Raw genomic sequence first — 20,350 nt, forward strand, 5'->3', positions numbered from 1 at the left:
GCGTATAATGCCGCCCGGAAGCGAGCGACGGGAGACGGGGCGCGCCAACGTGTGCGCCCCACCGCGGACACACGGATGGCAAGCCGAGCGGTACATTCCTGCGCGCAGCGCGTAGCCACGGAAGCGCTGGCACACGAAGAGCTTAGCGACGCCGAACGCGACCAGGCGGAGCAGCATGTCGCGCAGTGTGCCAGTTGCCGCGCGCTGTACCGGCAATTGACCGTCAACCGCCTCCCGAGAATCCGGAACTACACCATTCTGACCGAACTGGGGCGCGGCGGCTTTGGCATCGTCTACAAGGCCGTCCACCACGGCAAGGGCCGCTGCGAGGCGCTGAAGCTCCTGTTCGGCCGCACCGCACAACGGACCGCGTATTTCGAAAACGAGGTCCGGCTGGTCGCGCAACTACGGCATCCGAACATTGCGACGCTCTACGACGCCAGCCTGCACACCACCCCGTTGTACTACACGATGGAGTTCGTGCAGGGTGAGCACCTCGACGATTACTTCCGGTCCCACGAGGTTTCGCTGGAGGAACGGATCGAGCTCGTCAAGACCGTGGCGATGGCCGTCGGGTACGCCCACCGGCAGGGCGTGATCCACCGCGACCTCAAACCACAGAACATCCTGGTTGATCCGCAGGGGCAGCCCCGGATCGTGGACTTCGGCATCGCCAAGCGGCTGGGGCTGGATGCCAGCCACCCGCCGGCGGGAGACGATCCGCAGCTCCGGGAGGGTGCGCTGGGCACGTTCGGGTATATCGCCCCGGAGCAGCTCGCCGGGCAGGAAGTGGACGCGCGTGCCGACATCTACGGCCTGGGGGCGCTGCTCTTTCACGTTATCACCGGCCAGCCGGCGCGCTTCGCGACCGAGGTCGAGCGCCTGACGGAGATCCTGCACGAGCGGCAAGTCAGCCGGGCTGACGATCTCGCCGCGATCATCGCGTGCTGCGTCCGGCCGGCGCCTGAAGAGCGCTACGCGAACTGCGACGCCCTGGTCGCCGATCTGAACAACTACCTGGCGGGGCGGGTCATCATGGCCCACGCCAACTCAACCCCCGGCTATCGCATCGCGCGGGTCGCCGCCCTGGTCCTGCGCAACTATCCGCGGACCGTGCAGGTCGCGGCGTTGCTGTTTGTCGCCGTGGTGTTGGTGGCCCTCTGTCGCATCCAGGGCGCGGGCGGGTTCGTGCCAGCGGGCGCGGCGGCCACACCGACGGTTCTGGTCGGGTTCACCACGGAAACCCAGGACGCGTTGCAGGGAGGCGCTCTGGGCGCAGAACTGCCCGCGCTGGACCCCGCGAACCCGAAGAGCTATCGCGTGCTGTACGGCCGGGTGCTGGAGAAGCTCGCCGAGGCACACCCCACGGTGGTGGTCTGGGACTATTTTTTCCCCATGTGCCAACCGGAGTTTGATCCAGCATTCACGCGCGGGTTGCGCGCTGTTCAGGCGCCCGTAATCGTCGGTGCCAAGACGATGGACGCGAACGCCGAGCCAGCCCTGTGTCCCGACATTCGCGCTGCGGTGCACGGGTGGGGACTCCTGGCGAGCACGCCGCCGAAACCGGGCGAATCGAACGTGTACCCGGTGCTCGCAGTACAACGCGGGCTCAATCCGCTCATACCGTCGCTGGCGATAGCGGGTTTCGCTGCCGCCCGTCATCCGGATTGCAGTCCGGACGTGCGCGTGGCGGGCAGCCAGCTCGAAGTCCGGTATCGGCGCCGGCAGGTACCGCCGGAGGGGCTGCGATTCCCGTACCGCTCGGATTTCATCCCCTTCATCCAGCGCCAGGAGGTTCTACCCGGGTCCACCGAGCTGGAACCGGGCGACGGGTGCTACTTCGGCGGATTCGGCGCGCGCCGCCTCCCCGAATGGGCCCGGAACGCGATCCGCATGGAGGACGTGCTGACCGGCGACGCGTCGTGGTTGCGGGAGAAATTCGCCGGCCGCGCGGTCCTGATCGGGCAACTGATCCCCGGCATTGATCAACACGAAACCGCGTCGGGCGAAGCGGCCTTCGGGTGTCAGATTCAGGCGATGGTCCTGGCGGACCTGCTCGCGGGTGCGCTGAGCTATCGCTTTGCCCACGAGGAACTGGTCCTGCTGATTCTCTGCGCGTGTGTCGGCGGCGCGCTGCTCGCTGGCCTCGTCCCAGTCCAGCCCGGCCCTTCCCTGCGGCTGTGGATCGGCTTGGCCGCCGCGCTGGTCATGGGGGCCGCCGCGACGGCGATGTTCCTGACGCAGTCGCCAGGGACGCCTGGGATGAACCGGATCGGGCTCGGGATTTGCGCCGCGCTGGCCGGCGCAGGCACCACCCTGATCGTCAAGCTGCTGCACCAGCGTCAGTTGCGGTTGACGCCCGGCATCGTGTGGGTAGCGGACAATACCGGCGCATCGACGACGGTCCTGGCGTCATCGGCGGCGTCCCTCCCGAATGCATAGCTTACGGCTGCTCCCCCTGCCACGAACCGACCGCGGCGATCGCCGGGTCGGTTCATCAATGCCGGTGACTCACCGGGTGCGTGCGCCCCGTGAGTGCGACCGCGAATCTCAAGCTACCCAGCGCGACCCGGTGGACCAGACTACCAGCAGCACCAGGAGTGTCGCCGACACGGCCCACAGGCCCTGAGCGACATAGACGCTCCACTGAACCTCAGTGGCGGTGTAAGAGGGTGGCATGTTGCCTAGCCCTCCACCCCAAGTGTGACGAGTTGGGAAACCAGCGAGATGAACTCGAAAAACCACGAAAAGAACATTACATACCTCTCTTTCGTGCGTTTCTCGCTCCGGAGGGCCTGCCCTCCGCTTCCAATCCCGACCGACGAGACGAATATCTCAATCGTCGGCAGCTCTGAGCTGTGCTGGACCGGCGTATTGATGGCTATCGACCGATTCCACCCCCAGGGCTAAATTAGCTGGGCCCCGAACGAGAGTTTTTTTGCAGCCGCGCAGAATCCGCGCGAGACGTGCCATTTCGGTATCGCTCCCGGACCAATACCCCACCACCAGCCTTGTTGTCGAATATCACCCCCCTGCCGGCGAATACCCGTCCGGCGGGCGTGGCGTCCGAACCGTCCAGGTTCGGGTCGCCGGCTCGTCGGCCGAGCGTGGTAGAATCCCGTCGCAGTTCGCAGGCGACGCAGTACGAGGACCGAGAATGTTTGCCCGCTGGCTTTTTGTCCGACTGCACGCGGCCGAGAAGGCCCTCCGGGACGGGCGGCTCGACGACGCGTACGCCGCGGCGGCCAAGCCGGAGCATCGCGCCGACCCGCGCTGGCAGCAACTGCTCGACGAGCTTGTCAAGCCGCTGGTGGCCCGCGCGCGTCTGGCACGTCAGGGTGGCCGGTACGACGCCGCGCTGGCCGACCTCGACAAGGTCACAGCCCTCGGCCGCGGCGGGCCTGACGTGGACGTCTTGCGGCAGGAAATTGCGGTGGAGCTGCGGCAGCACGTGGAACGGGACGCTGACCGGCGGGCGGCGGCCGGGCGTGTCGCCGAGCACCTGGATGCCGGCCGGCTGGAGACGGGCCGGCTCAACGTGCAGCGTGTGGACGATCCGCGGCAGCGCGCGGAACTGGCCGAAGAGCTGGACATCCGCGTGCAGCGCAGCGCGCAACTGCTCCAGCAGGCAACGGCCGCGCTCGAGCGTGACGACGTGCTGGCCGCCGTACGCTACTGGCACGAGGCCTGTGAACGGCACGGACGCACGCGGGATTCCGATACGTTCGCCGCGCGGCTCGGCGCGGCGTGCCGAAAGGCGATCGAGACGTGGGTGGACGACGGGCGGATGGACTGCCTGGTTGCGGCGCGCAGCGGGCTCGGCGCCTTGTTGCCGATGGAGCCGACGCTGGCTGAGTCCGACCGGGTCGTAGGGTTGTGCATGCGGGCCGTGAGCCAGTTCTCAGCCGCGGACTACGCCGGCCTGCGGCAGACGCTGCTGCGTCTGAAGGCGGCGCGCGGCAGGGTGTCGTGGGTCGAGGGCGCGCTCAAGGCGCTGGCCGGCATCGTGGAAGGCCAGGATGCGCTGCTCGCCTCTCCGCTGGGGCTGTATGTCACGACGGCGGAACCGGCGGCGCGGCGTGCGAGCCCGACCGGCCACACGGACACGGCCGCCGGTGCGATCGCGGCGCCGGACGCGCTGCGGATCGACCGGCCTCTGTTGATGCTGGTGGATGGCGGCGGAAGCTGCCTGCTGGTGCACGAGGACCGTGTCCGCATTGGCCGCGCGGGCAGCTCGATGACGGTGGAAGTGCCGGTGCCGGGCGACCTGCAATCGCACCACGCCGACGTCGTGCGCCATGGCGAGGACTATTTCCTGACGGCGTACGGGCCGGTGGAAGTCAATCATCGGCGGGTGACGCATACGCTGCTGCGGGATGGCGATCGCATCGCGCTGGGCGGGCAGGCGAAGATGGTGTTCTGCAAGCCCAGCGCGAAGAGCGAATCGGCGGTGTTGCGCCTCTCGCACCGCTGCCGGTTGCCGCAGGATGTGGGCGACGTGGTGCTGTTCCGGCAGACCTGCCTGATCGGCCCCACGGAAAGCTGCCACCTGCGCACGCACGACAGCCAGGGCCAGGTCGTGCTGTTCGAGCGGGGCGGCGGGCTGCACGCGCGGCCGACCGCGGAACCGGCCTGGCAGAGCAGCCCGTCGCGGCCGGTGCGCACGGGCGAGACGATGGAGTTCGGTGAGCTGCGTCTGACGGTCAAGCCGTACGAGCTACGGGGCTGGAGCGCGGAAGCCTAGGGACGCGCGATGAGCCGGCCCGGTGCCAGAAGCCGGGTCGAGCGGAGGAAGAGACGTGGCGTACACGTTCAAGCATGGTGATCGGCCGCTGGAAGGCGTCACAGTGCAGCGTGCGATCGGCCGCGGCGGGTTCGGCGAGGTGTATTACGCGCTGGCCGACTCGGGGAAGCAGGTCGCGTTGAAGTACCTGCGCGAGAACCCGGAGATCGAGCTGCGTGGCATCGCCCACGTGATGAACCTGAAAAGCCCGCACCTGATCACGATCTACGATGTGAAGCGAAACCCGGCCGGCGAGCCGTTCGTCATCATGGAATATGTGAGCGGCCCGTCGCTGCGTGAGCTGCTCATGGCGGAGCCGGGGGGGTTCAGCGTCCAGAAGGCCGCGTTCTTCCTGAGTGGGATCGCGAAGGGCCTGAGCTACCTGCATGAGCGCGGCATCGTACACCGCGACCTGAAGCCGGCGAACATATTCTACGACGACGGCTACGTGAAGATCGGCGACTACGGGCTCAGCAAGCACATGTCCGTGTCGCAGCACAGCGGCCAGACGGTCAGCGTCGGCACGGTGCACTACATGGCGCCGGAGATCGGCTCGGGGAGCTACACGAAGGCCATCGATATCTACGCGCTCGGCGTGATCCTGTACGAGATGCTGACCGGGCGGCTGCCCTACAGTGGCGCGAGCATGGCCGAGGTGCTGATGCGGCACTTGCGCGATCGGCCGGACCTCAGCGGCATACCGCAGCCGTTTGCCGGGGTCATCGCCAAAGCGCTCGCCAAGGACCCGCAGGAGCGCTACCAGGACGCGGACGAGATGCTCGCGGCGATCATGGAATCCGGCGACGTCGGCCGCAGCATCGACTCGTTCGATGCCACCAGTCTGTCGCGGGTGCCGCGCGCGCCGGAAGCCAGCGACCAGGATCCGACGCTGACGTCGCCGCACCGGCCGTCGCCGCCGCCGCTGCCCTCGATGGACGTGCGGGCGCCGCTGCCGGGGCAACCGCTGCCCGAGCGCCTGCAGCGGAAGTTGGACCGGCTGAACGAGAAGCTGGCCCGCAAGGCGGCGAAGCTGGAGCAGAAGCTGGGGCCGCGGCGTGGTGGGGTTCCGATCCCAGCCGCGCCGGCAGCGACCCCGAAGGTCAATCGGCGCGGGCAGATGTTCGTGCTCCTGGCGGTAGCGGCCGCCATTTCGGTGGCCTTCGGGTCGCTGGCCGGTTCGGGGCGCAGCCCGGAGACATGGGCCGTGTGCATCGCGCTGTTCATCATCGGCGGCACGGTCGGCCCGCTGATCGCGCACCTGCGACTCCTCCGGAACTCGCCACTGCGGAACACGCTGCTCAGCCGGCTGGCGCATGCGAGCATGGCCGGGCTGTTGATGCTTCCGGCGTTCGGAATCGCAGCCGACGAACTGGACCACCGCTTTGCCGGCGACGTTTCTCAGTTGATCCTTGCGCCGATCGTGGCGATCCTGCTCTGCGACTGGGGCAAGCGCATCGAAGCCGGGCGACGAGGCCGCGTGGACGGCTGGGCGGCCTTCTGGCCGGCACTGATCGGCTTTGTGTTGGCGCAGATCCTGGATCTTGAAAACTACGCCTGGGTGGCCGCCGGCATCTGCGCCGCGATCGCGCTGCTGACGCAGGCCGCGGCCAGCATGTGGCCGGCGGTAGCGACACCGACGCCTTTCGCGGTTCCCCCATTGCCGACCACGCCGCCGAAGAACGACGCCGCCGTTCAAGCGGTCGCGCCGCTGGCCGAGGCCGCGACATCGCTGGCCCAGGCAGCTGCCACGCAAGCGAGCAGTCCGCCGCCGCCGCCGGCCGAGCTCATCACCGCGAGCCAGCCTTCGTTCGTCGGGCGGACCGCGCACGCGGGGGTATCGTTTCTGGGCAAGGTGCTGCTGCTCATCGGGCTGGTCTGGGCGCTCGGGCAGGACCCGGCGCTGCACTATGCCCGCGAGTACGCCAACGAGGCGAGTGCGCACGGCGTCCGCGTGGACCGCGACATTCAGCAGTTGATCGACAGCGGTGTGCCCCGTGGGCTGCCGCTGATCCCGCTGGTGCTGGGCAGTCTGCTGCTCATGGCGGCCCGCCGCCGCGACGGCGTCCGACACTTCGTCCGCGGGGCGTGCGGCTACGGTCTGGTGTGCTTCGGTGCACTGAGTGCGATCCTGTGGGGCAGCCGCGGGCTACAAGGGCTGTTCGTCGCCGGGGACATGAGCGGGTGGGACGATCCGGAGTTCTGGGGTCCGATGCTGCTGACGACCCTTGGCCTGGGCGTTGGGGCGCTGCTGCTGCTCTGGCCGGCGCAACGTGATAACAGGCCGATCGTGATCTAGCTGAGAGTGGCACACGTGGTGGAACAAGCTTTCGTGCCTAAGATCATGCTGCTTTTGCTGGGAGCGTTGGCGCTCGCCGGCGGCGTAGTGGCGATTATCGCCGTGGCGCGGCTGGCGATGCGCAAGCCTGTGGCCGGGGTGGTCACCGCAGTGGTGCTGCTCCTGGTGCTGGCCGCCGGCGCCGCGGCGGTGATGGTCGTGCGTGCGCCCGTGTACACAGCGGGACGAGCCTCTCGGCTCATGCCTGTCGCCGTCGAGGTACCGATGCCGCCGGCGCCGCCGGAAGCACCCCGACTCCAGCGGCCGCGCGCGGTCACAATCACCCGGGGCGGAGTTGCCGACGAGCGCGGGCCCGAGTTCGTGACGATCGAGCTGGGCAACCTCGACATGTCGGAGATGCGCGCGGACCTCGATGAGCTGCGCGTTTCGGCGGGCGAGCAGGAGCTGCCGCCGCAGGCGACGGAGTCGGTGTCGAGGCTGGCGGAAGAGTCCATGCCCGAGCGGCTGTTCGAGTACTTCGACCGCCTGGCCAAGGAAACGTCGCCGCCCGCCGAAGCGCTGCGGACACTGCGGACCGAGCTTAAGAAGCTCACTGGTTCCCAGCGGCGCGCGCTCGCCGCGAAGATAGCCGCTCAGCGTGACGCGATCGCGACCTATCGCCTCAAGGCCCTGAGCGACCTGGACGGCGACCCGCGGGACCCGGGGCACTACGGGGTCGAGGCCGAGCTGGAGCCCGACGCGATCTTGCGGCAGGCCGTGCAGGCGCGGGAAACGAGCCGGCGGGAACGGCCGAGGTTTACCCGGCTGTCCGCGCTCGGCACATGCGGCGTGATCGTGGCAGCCGCCATCATCCTGAAGCTGGCGACACGGTGGAACCGCGCGACCGGCACTACCACCATCAAGGTCTAGCACGGCGCCGCGCGGGGTCCGCGGAGCGCCCGCGGGTTGGCCGCCGAGCGCCCCGGCGGTATCCTGCCTGCGCGGCATGCGATCCGTGAGACCAAGGCAGGGCGCGAACGATGGCCGGCGACGAAGCCGAGGCTTTCCTGATTGAAGCGGTGCGGCGCGGCGACCAGGTGGCCTGGCGCGCGGTGATCGAGCGCTACCAGGGGCGGATGCTCAGTTTTGCGCGGCGCATGCTCGCCGAGCGCAGTGAAGCCGAAGACCTCGTCCAGGAGACGTTTCTCGGCTTGCTGCGCAGCCTGCCGACTTACGACGCGAGCCGCGCGCTGGAAACCTACCTGTTCGCGATCCTGCGTAACAAGCTGCACGACTACCTGCGGCGGCGGCAGAAGGGCCAGCGCCAGAGCCTCGATCAACTGGAGATGGACGACGCCCCCGAGGCCTGGGTCGACGCCGACACGCCCAGCCGCTACCTGGCCAACCAGGAGAAACTGACCGCGCAGCGCGCGGCGCTTGTGGCGGGTCTGCGACAATGGGTGGAGCAGTGCACACAGCAGCGCCGCTTTCAGGATCTGATCGTCACCGAGATGCTCGTGGTGCTGGGGCTGCGGAACAAGGAGGTCGCGGCGGACCTGGAGCTGACCGAGCCGGCCGTCGCCGGCATCAAGTTCCGCGTGCTCGAGCAGTGGCGCAAGCTTGCGAGCGCCGCGCCGGGGGCGCAGGAATGGACCGAGGCCGACCTGGCGCTGGACAGCACGCTGGGGCGCATCTGGCGCGAAGAAGGCATCTCGTGTTTGAAACGCTCGACACTCGGGCGGTTCCTGCTGGGCACGCTGGATGAGGAATGGAACGAGTACATCGACTTTCACGTCCACCAGGCCGACTGCGACACGTGCAACGCCAACCTGGACGACCTGCGGAGCGAGGACGAACGCGACGCCGCTGCACACGAAAAGCTGCGTGAGCGGTGCTTTGCATCGAGCGTAGGATTCCTGTCACATTCCCCGGGGAAATGACGCGCGTCAGCGCCGCGCCTGCGTGGTGGCGGCCGATTCGAGCGGCGAGGCCGGAGCCGTTTCGGGCGGCGGCGTGATCTGCTGCGCCCGCTCGCGCAGCCGCACCAGCTCCGTCAGCGCTTCCTCCGGCCACCCGCCGGGCGGGCAGCGCTCCAGCGCCGCCAGCATCGCCAGCGCCTGGCCGGCGCCGGCTGGCGTGAGCCGCATTTCGACCTCGGTCTTCGCCGCGTCCCACAGCGCCAGGCGCTCCGCGACCGGCAGGGCCTGCGCCAGCGCCGCGGCCACGGACTCGTCATAGCGCCCGCTGGCCAGCGCGCAGCGCAACAGATCGAGCGCCACCGGCCCGATGGCATTGGAGCCGACGGCGTGCAGGTCCGCGAGCGCCGCCACATAGGCGGCGACCGCTTCCGTAGGCTGGTCCAGGCGCACGTGCTGTCCGGCGAGCCGCGCCCGGATCAGCCCCAGTCGCCCGCGGTCAACCGGCTCGGTCTCCTGGGCCGCGGTGACGAGGCGCTGCAGAAGCTCGACGCGGCGCTGAATGTCCTGGGGGCTGGTCCCCGACAGACGCGCGATCCAGCGCTCGATGTCGTCGGCGGAACCCTTCGAGAGAATATCCAACACGCCACGCCACGCGGCCTGCCGGATCGTCTCGTCCGTCTCCAGCGGCGAGACAACGCGCTCCCAGAGGGCGCGGACCTGGCTCTCGCTGCCGCTGGAGCCCAGCAGGGCGAGTTTCTGAATCGCCGCCTTGCGCACGCCCGCATCCGGATCGCTCGTGGCTTCGGCAAGGGCGTCGGCGAACTGGGGGCTGTTGAGCGCTGCAATCCCACGGACGGCGGCCTGGCGCACGACAACCGCTTCCTGCCGGTCCAGGGCGGCAACGAAGGCAGGCCCGCAGCGCGGGTCCGCCACGTTCCCCATGGCCCACAAGACGCGCTCCCGCAGCGCGACCTGCGCGGTCTGGCTGCGTTCGAACACGCGCAGCAATGCCTCCACCACGACGTCTTCCTGGTCCTCGGCGAGTACGCCCCGCTCGGCGAGGCGGCCCAGCGCTGCGACGGCTTCCGTCACGCACTGTTCGTCACGCTGTTCGAGCTCGCTCACCAGCGGACCGGTGGCCGACTCGGCGCCGACGTACCCCAGGCCGTTGAGCAGGGCCATGCGCACTTCGCGGGTGCGCGCCGCAGGGAGCATTTCGAGGAACCGCGCGCTGTCATCCCGCTCGCGCAGGCTGGCGACGGTCTGCACCGCTGCCGCCTGCTCCCGGGAATCCGTGCTGCCCAGCAGATCTCGAATGCGATCCTGCAGCTCAGTGGGCAACGACTTGCCTTCGGCCAGGTGGAGCTGCGCGAAGCGCAGCCCGAGCAGCCGGATGGTCGTCGAAGCGTCCGCGAGGTAGCCGACCAGCAGCGTGACGCGTTCGGTATCGGCCGCGCGCAGGAAGCTCGCCTCCAGCGCTTTCGCCAGGCGCGCCTCCATCGTGTCCAGTCGGCGGCGCATTTCACGGTCCTTGCGGACCAGCCGCTCGATCTGCAGCTGCTGCCACACCTCGCGCGAGAGCGTGCGGCTGCCTTCCCACCAGGCGCGGGCCGCGGCCGCGTCCTCGCCGAAGTCCATGGCGGTCGCCTGCGCAAGGGCGCTGAGGGCCGCCTGTGCGAGCGTCGGGTCCGGGTCGGACAACACCGCGACCAGCCCGCCGATCGCCTCGCGCTCGGTCATCAAGCCCAGTGCCGAAATGGCCGCCAGCCGGGCCGGCCGCGTCTGGGTGCTGTCCAACGCCAGTTGCTGGAGGCGGGGAGTCACGCCGTTGTCACGATAGCCCGCCAGCGCGCCCGCGGCGGCCTGTCGGACGGCGGGGTCGGCATCCGCGAGCATGTTGATAAGCGGATCGATGTACGCGGGGTCCAGGAACTCAGGCTGTTCCGCGAGGACCGTGGCGACCGCCACCTTGGCCGCCGCGTTCGGCCCGCTCAGTAGGGTGATCAGCCGCGGCGGGGTCTCGGACCAGCGTTGGAGGAGCAATTCCCGCGCCCCCGTGCGGCGCACGTCCGGAGCGTTCTGACCCTCGATGAGGGCGAGCAGGCTGGCCAGACGCTCCTGGTTGCTGGTGGCGGGCCGGGTGGCCGGCTGCGGGGCGGGTTCCTGCGCGAAACCCGTCACGGCCGCAAGGACCAGGATGAGTCCGACTGCCGCTCGCCACATGTCGATCACCGTCGGCGGTACGTCCGTTTGACAACGCAACGCTAGACCCGGCCTGCCGGCAGGCGTTAGGCGCCGCGCAGCCGATAATAGTTACACCCACACGGAGGCCGGCCGCGGACCGGCGACGGATTATAACCCGATCCGGCGGGCGCACACCCCGCCATGAAGCATTATCTTCTTTTCTCCGATAGAATTGTGATCACACGCTGCGGCTTGAACGAACGGTCGGCGGCGGCTATTGTATCCTCCGGCGTAGCGTCGCGCGGCCGGCTCCACGCGACGTGTCCCGGGACAGTGGAAAGACAGTGTGACCCAACGAGGGCCGTGCTCGACCTGGTGAAGGATCGCGCTATGAAACGCATCGCCTTGGGGCTGCTCGTGTTGTTCGCGGCGCAGGGTGCGGTCACCGCGTATGCCGGTTTCGTCGACAACATCTACCGGGGCTTGGAAATCCTGACCACGCCGCTCGGCGGGCCACTCAGCACGGCCAGCGACGGGACGGTGTTCAACGGTTCGCGCTCCGGCCGGGTGCGCATCGTGCCCAGCGGCATCGGCGAGGGTTACCAGCTCGAACTGGACCGGACGTTTGGAGTCGACTCCCGTGGGCGGGCCGAGACGTTGCACCTGGGCGGCGTGGCCGACCTGACGCTGAGCGGGCCGATTCAGATCACGGCCGGCTACAACGGCCGGGGCATGTTCCGCACGTACCGCGGCGAGTTCGGCGCGTCCAACCTGGGTTATCTCCTGCGGACCAAGACCGGCGCCCAGGATGCCACCATCGCGGGGACGTTCAACACGTCCACCGCCTTCGAAGTCAACCCCCTCGGGTTCTACAACCTGGCGGTGGACATTTCCAACAGCAACGCGTCCTACGCGCTCGACGGCGTCGTCATTCGTGACGAACAGGACATGAACTTCAATGTCGGCCCGATCAACATCCAGGGCAACATCTACTACGACATGGTTCTCGCGCTGCTCAACAGCGCCGGCGTCGACACCTCGGACCTCGAGGAGCTTTTCCCGCGCTCCCCGATCGGCACCATCAACGAGGCCATCCAGGACGCGATTCAGCAACGCGACGTCGTCGCGGGCGTGTCGAGCGAAAACAGCCACGCCGCCCTGCTCGCCAGGGCCGTGATCGGCCAGGACGCCGGTGCCGCGGAGACACTCTTCGCGGACCTGGCAATCGCACCGTCCGTGACCGCCACAGCCGATGCGGCGACCACGCCGGCGCTGGCCGTGCCTGAGCCCGGCGCGCTGCTGCTGCTGACGTTCGGCGCAGGCACCGTCTGGTACTGGCGCCGCCGCGGGTAAAGCCGCACTTGCTTCCACTCCCCCAGAACCGCATGCACCGGCGCGCTACAGGTCGGGTACGCGCATCTCCCCGCTGACCGTCGTGAAACACTGACCGCCGATCTGTACGCGATACCCGTGCGGCGTCGCCTCGACCAGCGCCCGGACCAGCCCGCTGCGATCGCCCGGCCGGCCCTGCGCGCAGAACAGCGCCGCGCGCCCCGCCACGCTGCCGACGACGCCGTTGACTACGAGAAATACGGCGAGCGGGCCGTGCACGCTGCCCGTCACCGGATCCTCGTTCACGCCGACGGCGGGCGCGAAGAAGCGCGAATGCACGCTGACGGCCGGCGACAACGTCGCGGTCGTGGCGACGCAAATGCCGCGGATGTGACAGCGTCGGCACCACGCCGCCAGCTCGTCGTAGCGCGGCTGCAGCTCGGCCAGCGTCTGCCAGCTCCGGACCATGTAGATCACGTCGTCGTCGCGCGTGCGCATCGCTGGTAACGTGGCGTCCAGGTCGTCCACGGTGATCCCCAGCAGTTCGCACGTACGCAGCGGGTTGGTGTGATCCGGCTTCAGGACGGGGTCCGGCACTTGCAGCCACCACACGAACACATCGTGCGGCGCGGGCAGCGACTCGACCTGCAGGCGCAGCGCGCCGGCCGCGCTGTCGAGCACCAGCGCCGCGTCCGACCGGGTCAGCAGTCCACCCAGGCAGCCGCTCTCGTGCAGCGCGTGCGCGGCGGCCAGCGTCGCGTGCCCACAGAAACCAACCTCCTCCGTGGGCGTGAACCAGCGGATCCGCGTCGGACGGTGCAGGTCGTTGGCCCGGCTGAGGAAGGCGGTCTCGCTGGCATGCACCTCGGCGGCGATGCGGCGCATCTGATCCTCGGCCAACTCGTCCGCATCAAACACGACCCCGGCCGGGTTGCCGCGGAAGGGCTGCTCGGCAAACGCATCCACGAGCCAGAAACGCAGGGTCGGTGGCATCGACTGCTCCCAGGCGCGCGGGTGGCGACGCCCACTTACGGCAGTTTATACGCCCGTAGGCCGTCCGACTCCACCAGGATGAGGTGCGTGTCAGTCCACGCGACCCGGCGCGGGCGGCCCGCGTCACGCAGCCGGAACTCCGTCGTGGACGCGGGCTGCGTAACGGGCTGCGACGCGGTCAACTCGATCAGTCCCAGGCACAGCGTCGTCGCGGGGCCGACGGCGCGCTCGCCAAGCGTATACAGCCGCGTCGCGCGCGCAACATGCCAGCCGAGCAAACGCTCGCCGTCCACGGCCTGCCGAACGAGCGGCGTGCCATCCGTCATCGTATGGAGCGCCACGCCGCGCTCGTCCGCCAGCACGACGCAGTCGCCGGTCACCGCCAGCGACGGCGTGCCATGAACCGGTCCGACCGATTGCGTCGCCGTACGCCGGCCGGCGGCGAGGTCGAATGTGACCAGACGGTGGCCGTCCAGCACCAGCAGCCGCGCGCCGCGCGCCGCGTCTGCATCCACGGCTATGGCCGTCGCGCGCAGCTCAACCGGCCCGAGCGGGATCATGCGCGGCGGTCCAGCGTCCGGCCAGAGCGCAGCTTCCGACGAGGTGACGGTCAGCAGTCCCTCGGCGACCAACGTGCTCCACACCGGCCACACCGGGCCCAGTTCGCGCGTGCGCACCGCCGGTGGACGCTCCGCCAGCCGCACGAATGCCGCACGCACGCGGCCGCCTGTTTTTGAGAGCACCACCGCCGTCTCGGCGCGGACATGCAGCCGCGCGATCGGCAACGGGTCCAGGTGCGTCACCCAGGTCTCCGTGGCGTCGGTGGGCGACCAGAGCGCAACGCGGCCATCCGTGTTTACCAGCAGCAGGTCACCGGCGTGCGTGACAACGGCGTGCTGCCAACTGCTCAACACCTCCGGGTCACCCGGGAAGTCCGCGGCCTGCGCGGATCGCCCGCCGAGCTGGTGCACCAGGCGCGCCGGCGCGGCGATCCGAATCGCATAGGCGGAGTACCGGTCGAAGCAGAAGGCGGTGTCGGACGGGTGCTGCCCGCGCACGAGCCGAACACCGGGCGCGGCCTCGATCGGCGCGGTCAGCCGCATTTGGCCCGTGGCCGGGTCGAGCACGTGCAACGCGCCGGCCGGCGTAGCCAGCAGCAGTGCCTCGGCCTCTTTCGCTGCCACGGGCTCGACCCATTCCACGCCGGCTGCCAGAGGATATGTCCACGCCGGCACGAGTTCGGCCCCCGCGCTCTGGGCGTGCGCCACGACAGACAGCGTCATAGTGACCGAGGCCGCGAGCACGCGCCATCCGCGCGGCGGGGTCATAGCGAGGTCGCCAAGACTGCGCTAACGGCGCGGCGGAGGTTCTCAGCGGTCGCAGCGAGCGCGGCGTCCTCCGGCGTGCCCGGCGGCGTGATGCACACGATCTGCCGCACGCCAACCGCCCGGGCGAGGTCGGCCAGCGTTTGTCGCGGCTTCAGGCGGGCCGCGCCGACCAGTGCGATGGTGGGAACACATTCCTTGGCGGCGAGGCGCGCCACCCCTGCGACGACCTTGCCGCCCACCGTTTGCTCGTCGATCCGCCCCTCACCGGTCAGGCACAGGTCGCAGCCCCGCAACCGGTTGATCAGTTCCACCCTCCGGGCGACCTCGTCGAAACCCCGGCACAACTGCGCGCCGCACGCGCTCGCCAGCCCGAACGGCAACCCCCCCGCCGCCCCCATGCCCGGGCGCGCGTGCACATCCGCGCCGCTCAGCCGCGCCAGCAACGCCGCCCAGTGAGCAAGGCCGCGCTCCAGTTCCGCCACAGCGGCGGGCGACGCGCCTTTTTGCGGGCCGAACACGGCCGCCGCCCCGCGTGGCCCCAGCAGCGGATTGTCGACATCGCAGAGGATTTCGATGTTCGCCGCCGGCGCCGCCGGTGGTCGCACGCTGCCAATCGTCGCCAGCATGCCGCCCGTGATCGGCACGTTGAGCACCGCGCCGGCGTGATCGAAGAACTTCCAGCCCAGGGCCTGCAGACAACCCGCCCCACCGTCCACCGTGGCCGATCCGCCGACACAAAGCAGCACGCGCGTGCAGCCGGCCGCCAGGGCCGCGCGCAGCACTTGCCCGGTGCCAAAGCTCGTCGTCCGCAGCGCGTTACGCTCCGCGGGCGTCAGCAGGGCCAGCCCCGACGCCTCGGCCATTTCAACGAGGGCCGTGTCCAGCTCCGCCTGCCACCAGCGCGCCGTGTGCTCGCGGCCAAGTGGATCAAGCACGTCCGCCGCGCACTCCGTGGCCCCCAAGACTTTGGCCAGCACACGCCCGGTGCCCTCGCCGCCGTCGCCCAGCGGACAGCTGACGATCTCCGCGTCCGGGCGCGCGGCACGCACGCCGTCAGCGATTGCGGCCGCGACGCCCGCGGCGTCCAGGGCATGCTTGAACTTGTCCGGCGCGATCAGGATCTTCACGCTTCGTCGTCACCCTCGTCGCGACCGCCGCCCCACGTGCGGAACGGAAGGAAGCCGCGCTTCGACGGACTGCGCAGGAACGCCAGCAGCCGTCGGCCCGGCTCCGTCTGCACCATGTCCGCCACGCGCTCGACCGCACGCGGGAACAGCAGTCCGCTGTGGTAAATCACCTGGTAGCACTTCTTGATCTCAAGCCGCTCGGGCGGCGACATCCCCGCCCGCCGCAGGCCGATCGTGTTCGGCCCGAGGATCACCTGCGGGAACCGGACCAGCATGAACGGGGGGATGTCCTGCGCCAGGGGCACGTTGCCGCCGATCATCGCGAGCTCGCCGATGCGCATGAACTGGTGCAGCACGACGTTGCCGCTGATGAACGCCCGCGCGCCGACCTCGACGTGCCCGGCCAGCATCGCCCCGTTGGCGAGGGTCACGTCGTCGCCGACGATGCAGTTGTGGCCGACGTGGCTGGTCGCCATCAGGAAGCACCGCGCGCCGATGGTCGTCGTGCTGTCGGGCATCGTCCCACGGTGAATGCTGACGTGCTCGCGAATTACAGTCTCGTCGCCGATTCGCGTATAACTGGGCGCTCCCTTCCACTTCATGTCCTGTGGCGGGTGACCGACGACCGCGAAAGGATGGATGCAGCAGCGGGCGCCGAGCGTGGTGCCTTCGGAGACATACGCGTGCGGGTAAAGGCGCGTTCCGGCGCCGATATGAGCGTTCTTTTCAACCACGGCGTACGCGCCGATTTCAGCGGTCGGGTCGATCTCGGCCGTCGCGTCGATGATCGCGGTCGGGTGAATGGGCATGGATATTCCGGACGGCGCGGGGCACACAGCCTCGTCGACCGGCCGCGCCGCCGTTCGCGAGGATCCGGCTCGCGCCGCCGCACACAGCCGCGCGGGCCAGACCGGCCTAAGGACGGGCGGATTTTAGCATGAAACGGTGGGCGCGTCGTCGGCGTCACGCGCCCGGCCGATCAGGCGGCCGTCGTGCAGCACGGCCCGCGGGCGCGGCCGAAGCCGCAGCAGTTCCGGAATTTCTGCAACCGGCCAGACGGCGAGGTTCGCCGTGGCGCCTTCGAGGACCCGGTGGCAACCCAGGTTGACCACTTCGCCGGCCTGGCAGCAGATCATCTCCATGGCTTGCTTCATGCGGTGCGGGCTGCTCATGTGGTCGGCATGCACCAGCAGCCAGGCCTGGTCGAGCATCTGCCCGGTCCCGAGCGGGTAGAACGGGTCCTTGATGCAGTCCTGACCGGCTGCGCAGATGACGCCGGCGTCAAGCAGCTCGCGGACGCGCGTCAGGCCACGGCGCTTGGGATAGCGGTCGCAGCGACCCTGCAGGTGCAGGTTCACGCCGGGGTTTGTGACCACGCGGACGCCCGCCTCGGCCAGCAGCCCGATCACGCGGGCCGCGTGCACGTCTGTACAGCTCGACAGCGCGCAGACATGCGACGCCGTCACACGACCCTGCCAGCCGCGTTCGATCGTCAGGGCGGCGAGGTGCTCGGTGTACATGCTCTGTGGATCGTCGGTCTCGTCGATGTGGACGTCGATTGCCGTGTTGAATTCTGCAGCCAGGTCGAAGACGAGCTCGAGATGGCGCAACCCGTCGCGCGGCACGCGTTCGATGTGCGGGATGCCGCCGACGAGATCGACGCCCGACTTGAGCGCTTGGCGCATCAGATCGACGGCCCCCGGATCGCGAATCAGGCCGTCTTGCGGAAACGCAACGAGCTGGATCTTGCATTCGCGGCACGTGTCCTCACGCGCCGCGAGCACGCCCTCGCACAGGCGCAGGCCGGCCGCCGAGCCGACGTCAATGTGGCTGCGCAGGATGCCGGTGCCAAAGCCGATCTCGGTGCGAATTGCCCGGACGGCGCGGGCCCGCGTGTTCTCCGCCGTGATCTCCGCCTTGGCGCGCGACCAGAGCCCGATCGCTTCGAGCAGCGTGCCGGACTGGTTCTCCGGAACGAGATCGAGCGAGTACGCCAGGTCCAGATGCACGTGGGCATCGACCAGCGCCGGCGTCACCAGGCCGCCGGCCGCATCGACCTCATCGGCCGCGGCTCGTCTGCCCGGCGTGGCCGGTGCCGGCTCAGCCACGATGGCGGCGATCCGCCCGGCGTCCAGCTCCAGCGTCCACAGCCCCTCCAGGTCGCGCCGCCGCGCGTGTACGATGCGTTTCACGTTCATGGTGCCACCGTGCTTACGGAGTCGGATCCGGATGCGGACGGCGGAACACTTCGTCTACTCTTCCGCCTCGAGCGCTTCCGCGCTGGCCGCCAACTGCACGGCGCGGTCCAGCAGCCGCTTCATCTCGCGCACCGCCTCGCGCAGGCCGACAAACACGGCCCGCGCCACGATGCTGTGCCCGATGTTGAACTCGCCGAACGCCCCCAGCGCCGCGATCGGCTCGATGTTGCGATAGGTCAGGCCGTGCCCGGCGTGGACCTCCAGGCCGCATTCCCAGCCGATTTCGAGCCCGCGGCAGAGCGTCGCCAGGGCCGCGTCGCGCTGCCGGTCATTGCGGGCGTGGGCATAGCCGCCGGTCCAGAGCTCGACGGCGTCGAAGCCGCACCCGGCGGACGCGCGCAACTGTTCCTCGGTCGGCTCGATGAAAGCGCTCGTGACGATGCCGGCGTTTTTCAGCTTGCGGACGACCGGGGCGATGCGTCGCCGCAGCCGGGCCACGTCGAGCCCCCCTTCCGTGGTCAGCTCCTGCCGGCGCTCGGGCACCAGCGTGCACTGATCCGGCCGCAGGCGCAGGGCAATCCGCACGATGCCCGGGTTGATCGCCATCTCCATGTTCAGCTTGCACGCGACGGACTGCTTGAGCAGTTCCGCGTCGCGGTCATTGATGTGCCGGCGGTCCTCCCGCAAGTGGAACGTGATCCCGTCCGCGCCGCCCAGTTCGGCCTCGGCCGCCGCCCAGACCGGATCGGGCTCATCGGTGCGGCGGGCCTGGCGCACCGTGGCGACGTGGTCGATGTTCACTCCCAGCTTGTTCATTGCGCCAACCTCCTGCTGCGCGGGGTATGGTAACCGCTTGTCGGGCGGGGCTGTAGGGGCCGCGTCGGCGCCCCCTCTCGGGTAGGGCAGGTCGCGTCTGTTTGCGACCTGCCGTCCGCTGCGCCGCATGGTGGGTCGCTGGCGCGACCCGCCTTCGGCTGCGCACCTAACGCTCTTCCTCGCTGAGAGCTCGCGCGAGCGTGCGCAGAAGTGCTTCCGTATCGCGCTGCAGGCTCTCGGACTGCCGCACGGTCAGCAACCCGGCGTGGCAAGTGGTCTGGCCGGTGCCACCGTTGACCACCCATGAGTCTGGTTCGACCGCCTGCGTCAGCATTTGCTCAAGCTCCCTGGCGGCGTCGAACTCCGGTATGGACATCGAGGGCGACGCGCCACGCGCGCCGGGTACGTCGCTCATGGGCACCAAACGCGCCCGGCGAATGTAACGCTTGACGGCACGCTCGTGCTCGGCCTCGGTGGCGGCCAGTAGCGCACGCACATCGTAGATCCGCACGGCCATGCGTCGCGCGAGGATTTCACCCGTGCTGATCCGCAGGCATCCGTCGCGGACCTCGTACGCAAGGCGCAGCTCATTGCCGGCGTCCGCGAGCGCAAGTTCCAGAGCTTGACGAACCGACAGACCGCGAAAGTCGCAGCGGATGGGCGCTTCCCGCTCGACGCCCATACTGTTCAGCGCGTCCCAGTCCGCCCACACGCAGCCCGGCACCACGTCGGACAGCAGCGCGACGAACTCCTCAAGCGTGGTTATGTCGGTCGCTTGGGGCAGGGGCGCCGCCAGCACAGCCTGAATGCGCTGGTCCGCCACAGCACTGTCTGGCGCGGTCTCGGGAAGCGCGTACACGCGAATGGCTATCGCCTGGCGGCTGTGCAGCCCGCCTTGTGCACACCCCGCAGCGAGCGCGGACACTATCGCGACGGCGACGGCAGCAGTGACTCGGCGCATGGCACACCTCCTCTGCCAGCTTGGACGCCGCATCATAGTGCCAAGTTCCCCGGCGGGCCGCCCAGATTGCGCAGCTCGGCCGGTCGCGCACGGACGCGACCTGCCCTACAAATCGGCGCGGACCCGCGCCTGGGCCGGCGGCGGCGTGATATGCTGTTGGGGGTGGTCGTGCCGCGCGTGGCGGCGCGACTGCCGCGGGACGTGAGCGGACCACGATGTCGAGTTTCGGCCACTGGTTCCTGACGCCGGTCGTGTTCGCGATTCTCCTGGTGGTCGGGCTGCTGCTGGTGGTGTACGTGCTGCTGCTTGCGGCGCAGCGTCGTGGCGGGGCCGGCCGCATCTGTCCGTCGAAACACTGCGGGCATCGCAACCCGCCCCAGGCCCATTACTGCGCCCGCTGCGGAGCGGAGCTGCCGCACGACTAGGCCGCTGCC

The 20,350-nt window shown here is 69.4% G+C and carries 15 protein-coding genes; 7 read left to right on the plus strand and 8 right to left on the minus strand.

Annotated elements, in window-relative coordinates; all coding sequences use genetic code 11:
* Positions 1-75 precede the first annotated feature (75 nt).
* The 5 genes from KA383_11455 (at position 76) to KA383_11475 (ending at position 8,998) form a co-directional block, all read left to right on the plus strand.
* Positions 76-2,442 carry a protein kinase gene (locus tag KA383_11455; GenBank protein ID MBP7746735.1) on the plus strand — a complete coding sequence of 789 codons (2,367 nt, stop codon included), beginning with the start codon at positions 76-78 and terminating at the stop codon, positions 2,440-2,442.
* Between the two features lie 715 nt (positions 2,443-3,157).
* The gene (locus tag KA383_11460) at positions 3,158-4,744 is read left to right on the plus strand and encodes a hypothetical protein (protein ID MBP7746736.1); all 1,587 of its coding nucleotides are present in this window, start codon (positions 3,158-3,160) and stop codon (positions 4,742-4,744) included.
* 55 nt (positions 4,745-4,799) lie between these two features.
* Positions 4,800-7,079, plus strand: coding sequence for a serine/threonine protein kinase (locus KA383_11465; GenBank protein ID MBP7746737.1), 2,280 nt, complete (start codon positions 4,800-4,802; stop codon positions 7,077-7,079).
* A gap of 33 nt (positions 7,080-7,112) precedes the next feature.
* Positions 7,113-7,988, plus strand: coding sequence for a hypothetical protein (locus KA383_11470; GenBank protein MBP7746738.1), 876 nt, complete (start codon positions 7,113-7,115; stop codon positions 7,986-7,988).
* 110 nt (positions 7,989-8,098) lie between these two features.
* A complete protein-coding gene (locus KA383_11475) occupies positions 8,099-8,998 on the plus strand; it encodes a sigma-70 family RNA polymerase sigma factor (protein ID MBP7746739.1) in 900 nt (299 codons plus the stop codon).
* A gap of 6 nt (positions 8,999-9,004) precedes the next feature.
* On the opposite strand, the gene KA383_11480 is transcribed toward KA383_11475, so the two are convergent.
* Positions 9,005-11,200 carry a HEAT repeat domain-containing protein gene (locus KA383_11480; GenBank protein ID MBP7746740.1) on the minus strand — a complete coding sequence of 732 codons (2,196 nt, stop codon included), beginning with the start codon at positions 11,198-11,200 and terminating at the stop codon, positions 9,005-9,007.
* Positions 11,201-11,551: 351 nt separating this feature from the next.
* Here KA383_11480 and KA383_11485 point away from each other — a divergent pair, with 351 nt between their 5' ends.
* The gene (locus tag KA383_11485) at positions 11,552-12,514 is read left to right on the plus strand and encodes a PEP-CTERM sorting domain-containing protein (GenBank protein ID MBP7746741.1); all 963 of its coding nucleotides are present in this window, start codon (positions 11,552-11,554) and stop codon (positions 12,512-12,514) included.
* Positions 12,515-12,559: 45 nt separating this feature from the next.
* Here the strand turns inward: KA383_11485 and KA383_11490 are convergent, their stop codons facing one another.
* The 7 genes from KA383_11490 to KA383_11520 form a co-directional block, all read right to left on the minus strand.
* Positions 12,560-13,486, minus strand: a complete 927-nt coding sequence (locus tag KA383_11490) for a PhzF family phenazine biosynthesis protein (protein MBP7746742.1) — start codon at positions 13,484-13,486, stop codon at positions 12,560-12,562.
* Between the two features lie 35 nt (positions 13,487-13,521).
* A complete protein-coding gene (locus KA383_11495) occupies positions 13,522-14,769 on the minus strand; it encodes a hypothetical protein (protein ID MBP7746743.1) in 1,248 nt (415 codons plus the stop codon).
* Between the two features lie 41 nt (positions 14,770-14,810).
* Positions 14,811-15,941, minus strand: a complete 1,131-nt coding sequence (locus KA383_11500) for a glycerate kinase (GenBank protein MBP7746744.1) — start codon at positions 15,939-15,941, stop codon at positions 14,811-14,813.
* Positions 15,938-16,750 (minus strand): acyl-ACP--UDP-N-acetylglucosamine O-acyltransferase, encoded by an 813-nt coding sequence (gene lpxA, locus KA383_11505; GenBank protein MBP7746745.1) that lies wholly within the window; start codon positions 16,748-16,750, stop codon positions 15,938-15,940. Before lpxA ends, KA383_11500 begins: the two co-directional genes overlap by 4 nt.
* Before the next feature lie 123 nt (positions 16,751-16,873).
* Positions 16,874-18,139, minus strand: a complete 1,266-nt coding sequence (locus tag KA383_11510) for an amidohydrolase family protein (protein ID MBP7746746.1) — start codon at positions 18,137-18,139, stop codon at positions 16,874-16,876.
* 54 nt (positions 18,140-18,193) lie between these two features.
* Positions 18,194-18,955 carry a pyridoxine 5'-phosphate synthase gene (locus KA383_11515; protein ID MBP7746747.1) on the minus strand — a complete coding sequence of 254 codons (762 nt, stop codon included), beginning with the start codon at positions 18,953-18,955 and terminating at the stop codon, positions 18,194-18,196.
* A 166-nt stretch (positions 18,956-19,121) separates the two neighbouring features.
* Positions 19,122-19,916 carry a hypothetical protein gene (locus tag KA383_11520; GenBank protein ID MBP7746748.1) on the minus strand — a complete coding sequence of 265 codons (795 nt, stop codon included), beginning with the start codon at positions 19,914-19,916 and terminating at the stop codon, positions 19,122-19,124.
* A gap of 215 nt (positions 19,917-20,131) precedes the next feature.
* Here KA383_11520 and KA383_11525 point away from each other — a divergent pair, with 215 nt between their 5' ends.
* Positions 20,132-20,341, plus strand: coding sequence for a hypothetical protein (locus KA383_11525; protein ID MBP7746749.1), 210 nt, complete (start codon positions 20,132-20,134; stop codon positions 20,339-20,341).
* The last annotated feature ends 9 nt before the right edge of the window (positions 20,342-20,350 follow it).

The sequence above is a fragment of the Phycisphaerae bacterium genome (assembly GCA_017999985.1).
Classification (GTDB): Bacteria; Planctomycetota; Phycisphaerae; order UBA1845; family Fen-1342; genus JAGNKU01.

Excerpts from the sequence above, each read along its gene's own strand:
- KA383_11460 (MBP7746736.1), top strand. The coding sequence starts at position 3,158 with ATGTTTGCCCGCTGGCTTTTTGTCCGACTGCACGCGGCCGAGAAGGCC.
- KA383_11495 (MBP7746743.1), bottom strand. The coding sequence starts at position 14,769 with ATGACGCTGTCTGTCGTGGCGCACGCCCAGAGCGCGGGGGCCGAACTC.
- lpxA (MBP7746745.1), bottom strand. The coding sequence starts at position 16,750 with ATGCCCATTCACCCGACCGCGATCATCGACGCGACGGCCGAGATCGAC.
- KA383_11455 (MBP7746735.1), top strand. The coding sequence starts at position 76 with ATGGCAAGCCGAGCGGTACATTCCTGCGCGCAGCGCGTAGCCACGGAA.
- KA383_11525 (MBP7746749.1), top strand. The coding sequence starts at position 20,132 with ATGTCGAGTTTCGGCCACTGGTTCCTGACGCCGGTCGTGTTCGCGATT.
- KA383_11475 (MBP7746739.1), top strand. The coding sequence starts at position 8,099 with ATGGCCGGCGACGAAGCCGAGGCTTTCCTGATTGAAGCGGTGCGGCGC.
- KA383_11520 (MBP7746748.1), bottom strand. The coding sequence starts at position 19,916 with ATGCGCCGAGTCACTGCTGCCGTCGCCGTCGCGATAGTGTCCGCGCTC.
- KA383_11515 (MBP7746747.1), bottom strand. The coding sequence starts at position 18,955 with ATGAACAAGCTGGGAGTGAACATCGACCACGTCGCCACGGTGCGCCAG.
- KA383_11490 (MBP7746742.1), bottom strand. The coding sequence starts at position 13,486 with ATGCCACCGACCCTGCGTTTCTGGCTCGTGGATGCGTTTGCCGAGCAG.
- KA383_11480 (MBP7746740.1), bottom strand. The coding sequence starts at position 11,200 with ATGTGGCGAGCGGCAGTCGGACTCATCCTGGTCCTTGCGGCCGTGACG.
- KA383_11485 (MBP7746741.1), top strand. The coding sequence starts at position 11,552 with ATGAAACGCATCGCCTTGGGGCTGCTCGTGTTGTTCGCGGCGCAGGGT.
- KA383_11510 (MBP7746746.1), bottom strand. The coding sequence starts at position 18,139 with ATGAACGTGAAACGCATCGTACACGCGCGGCGGCGCGACCTGGAGGGG.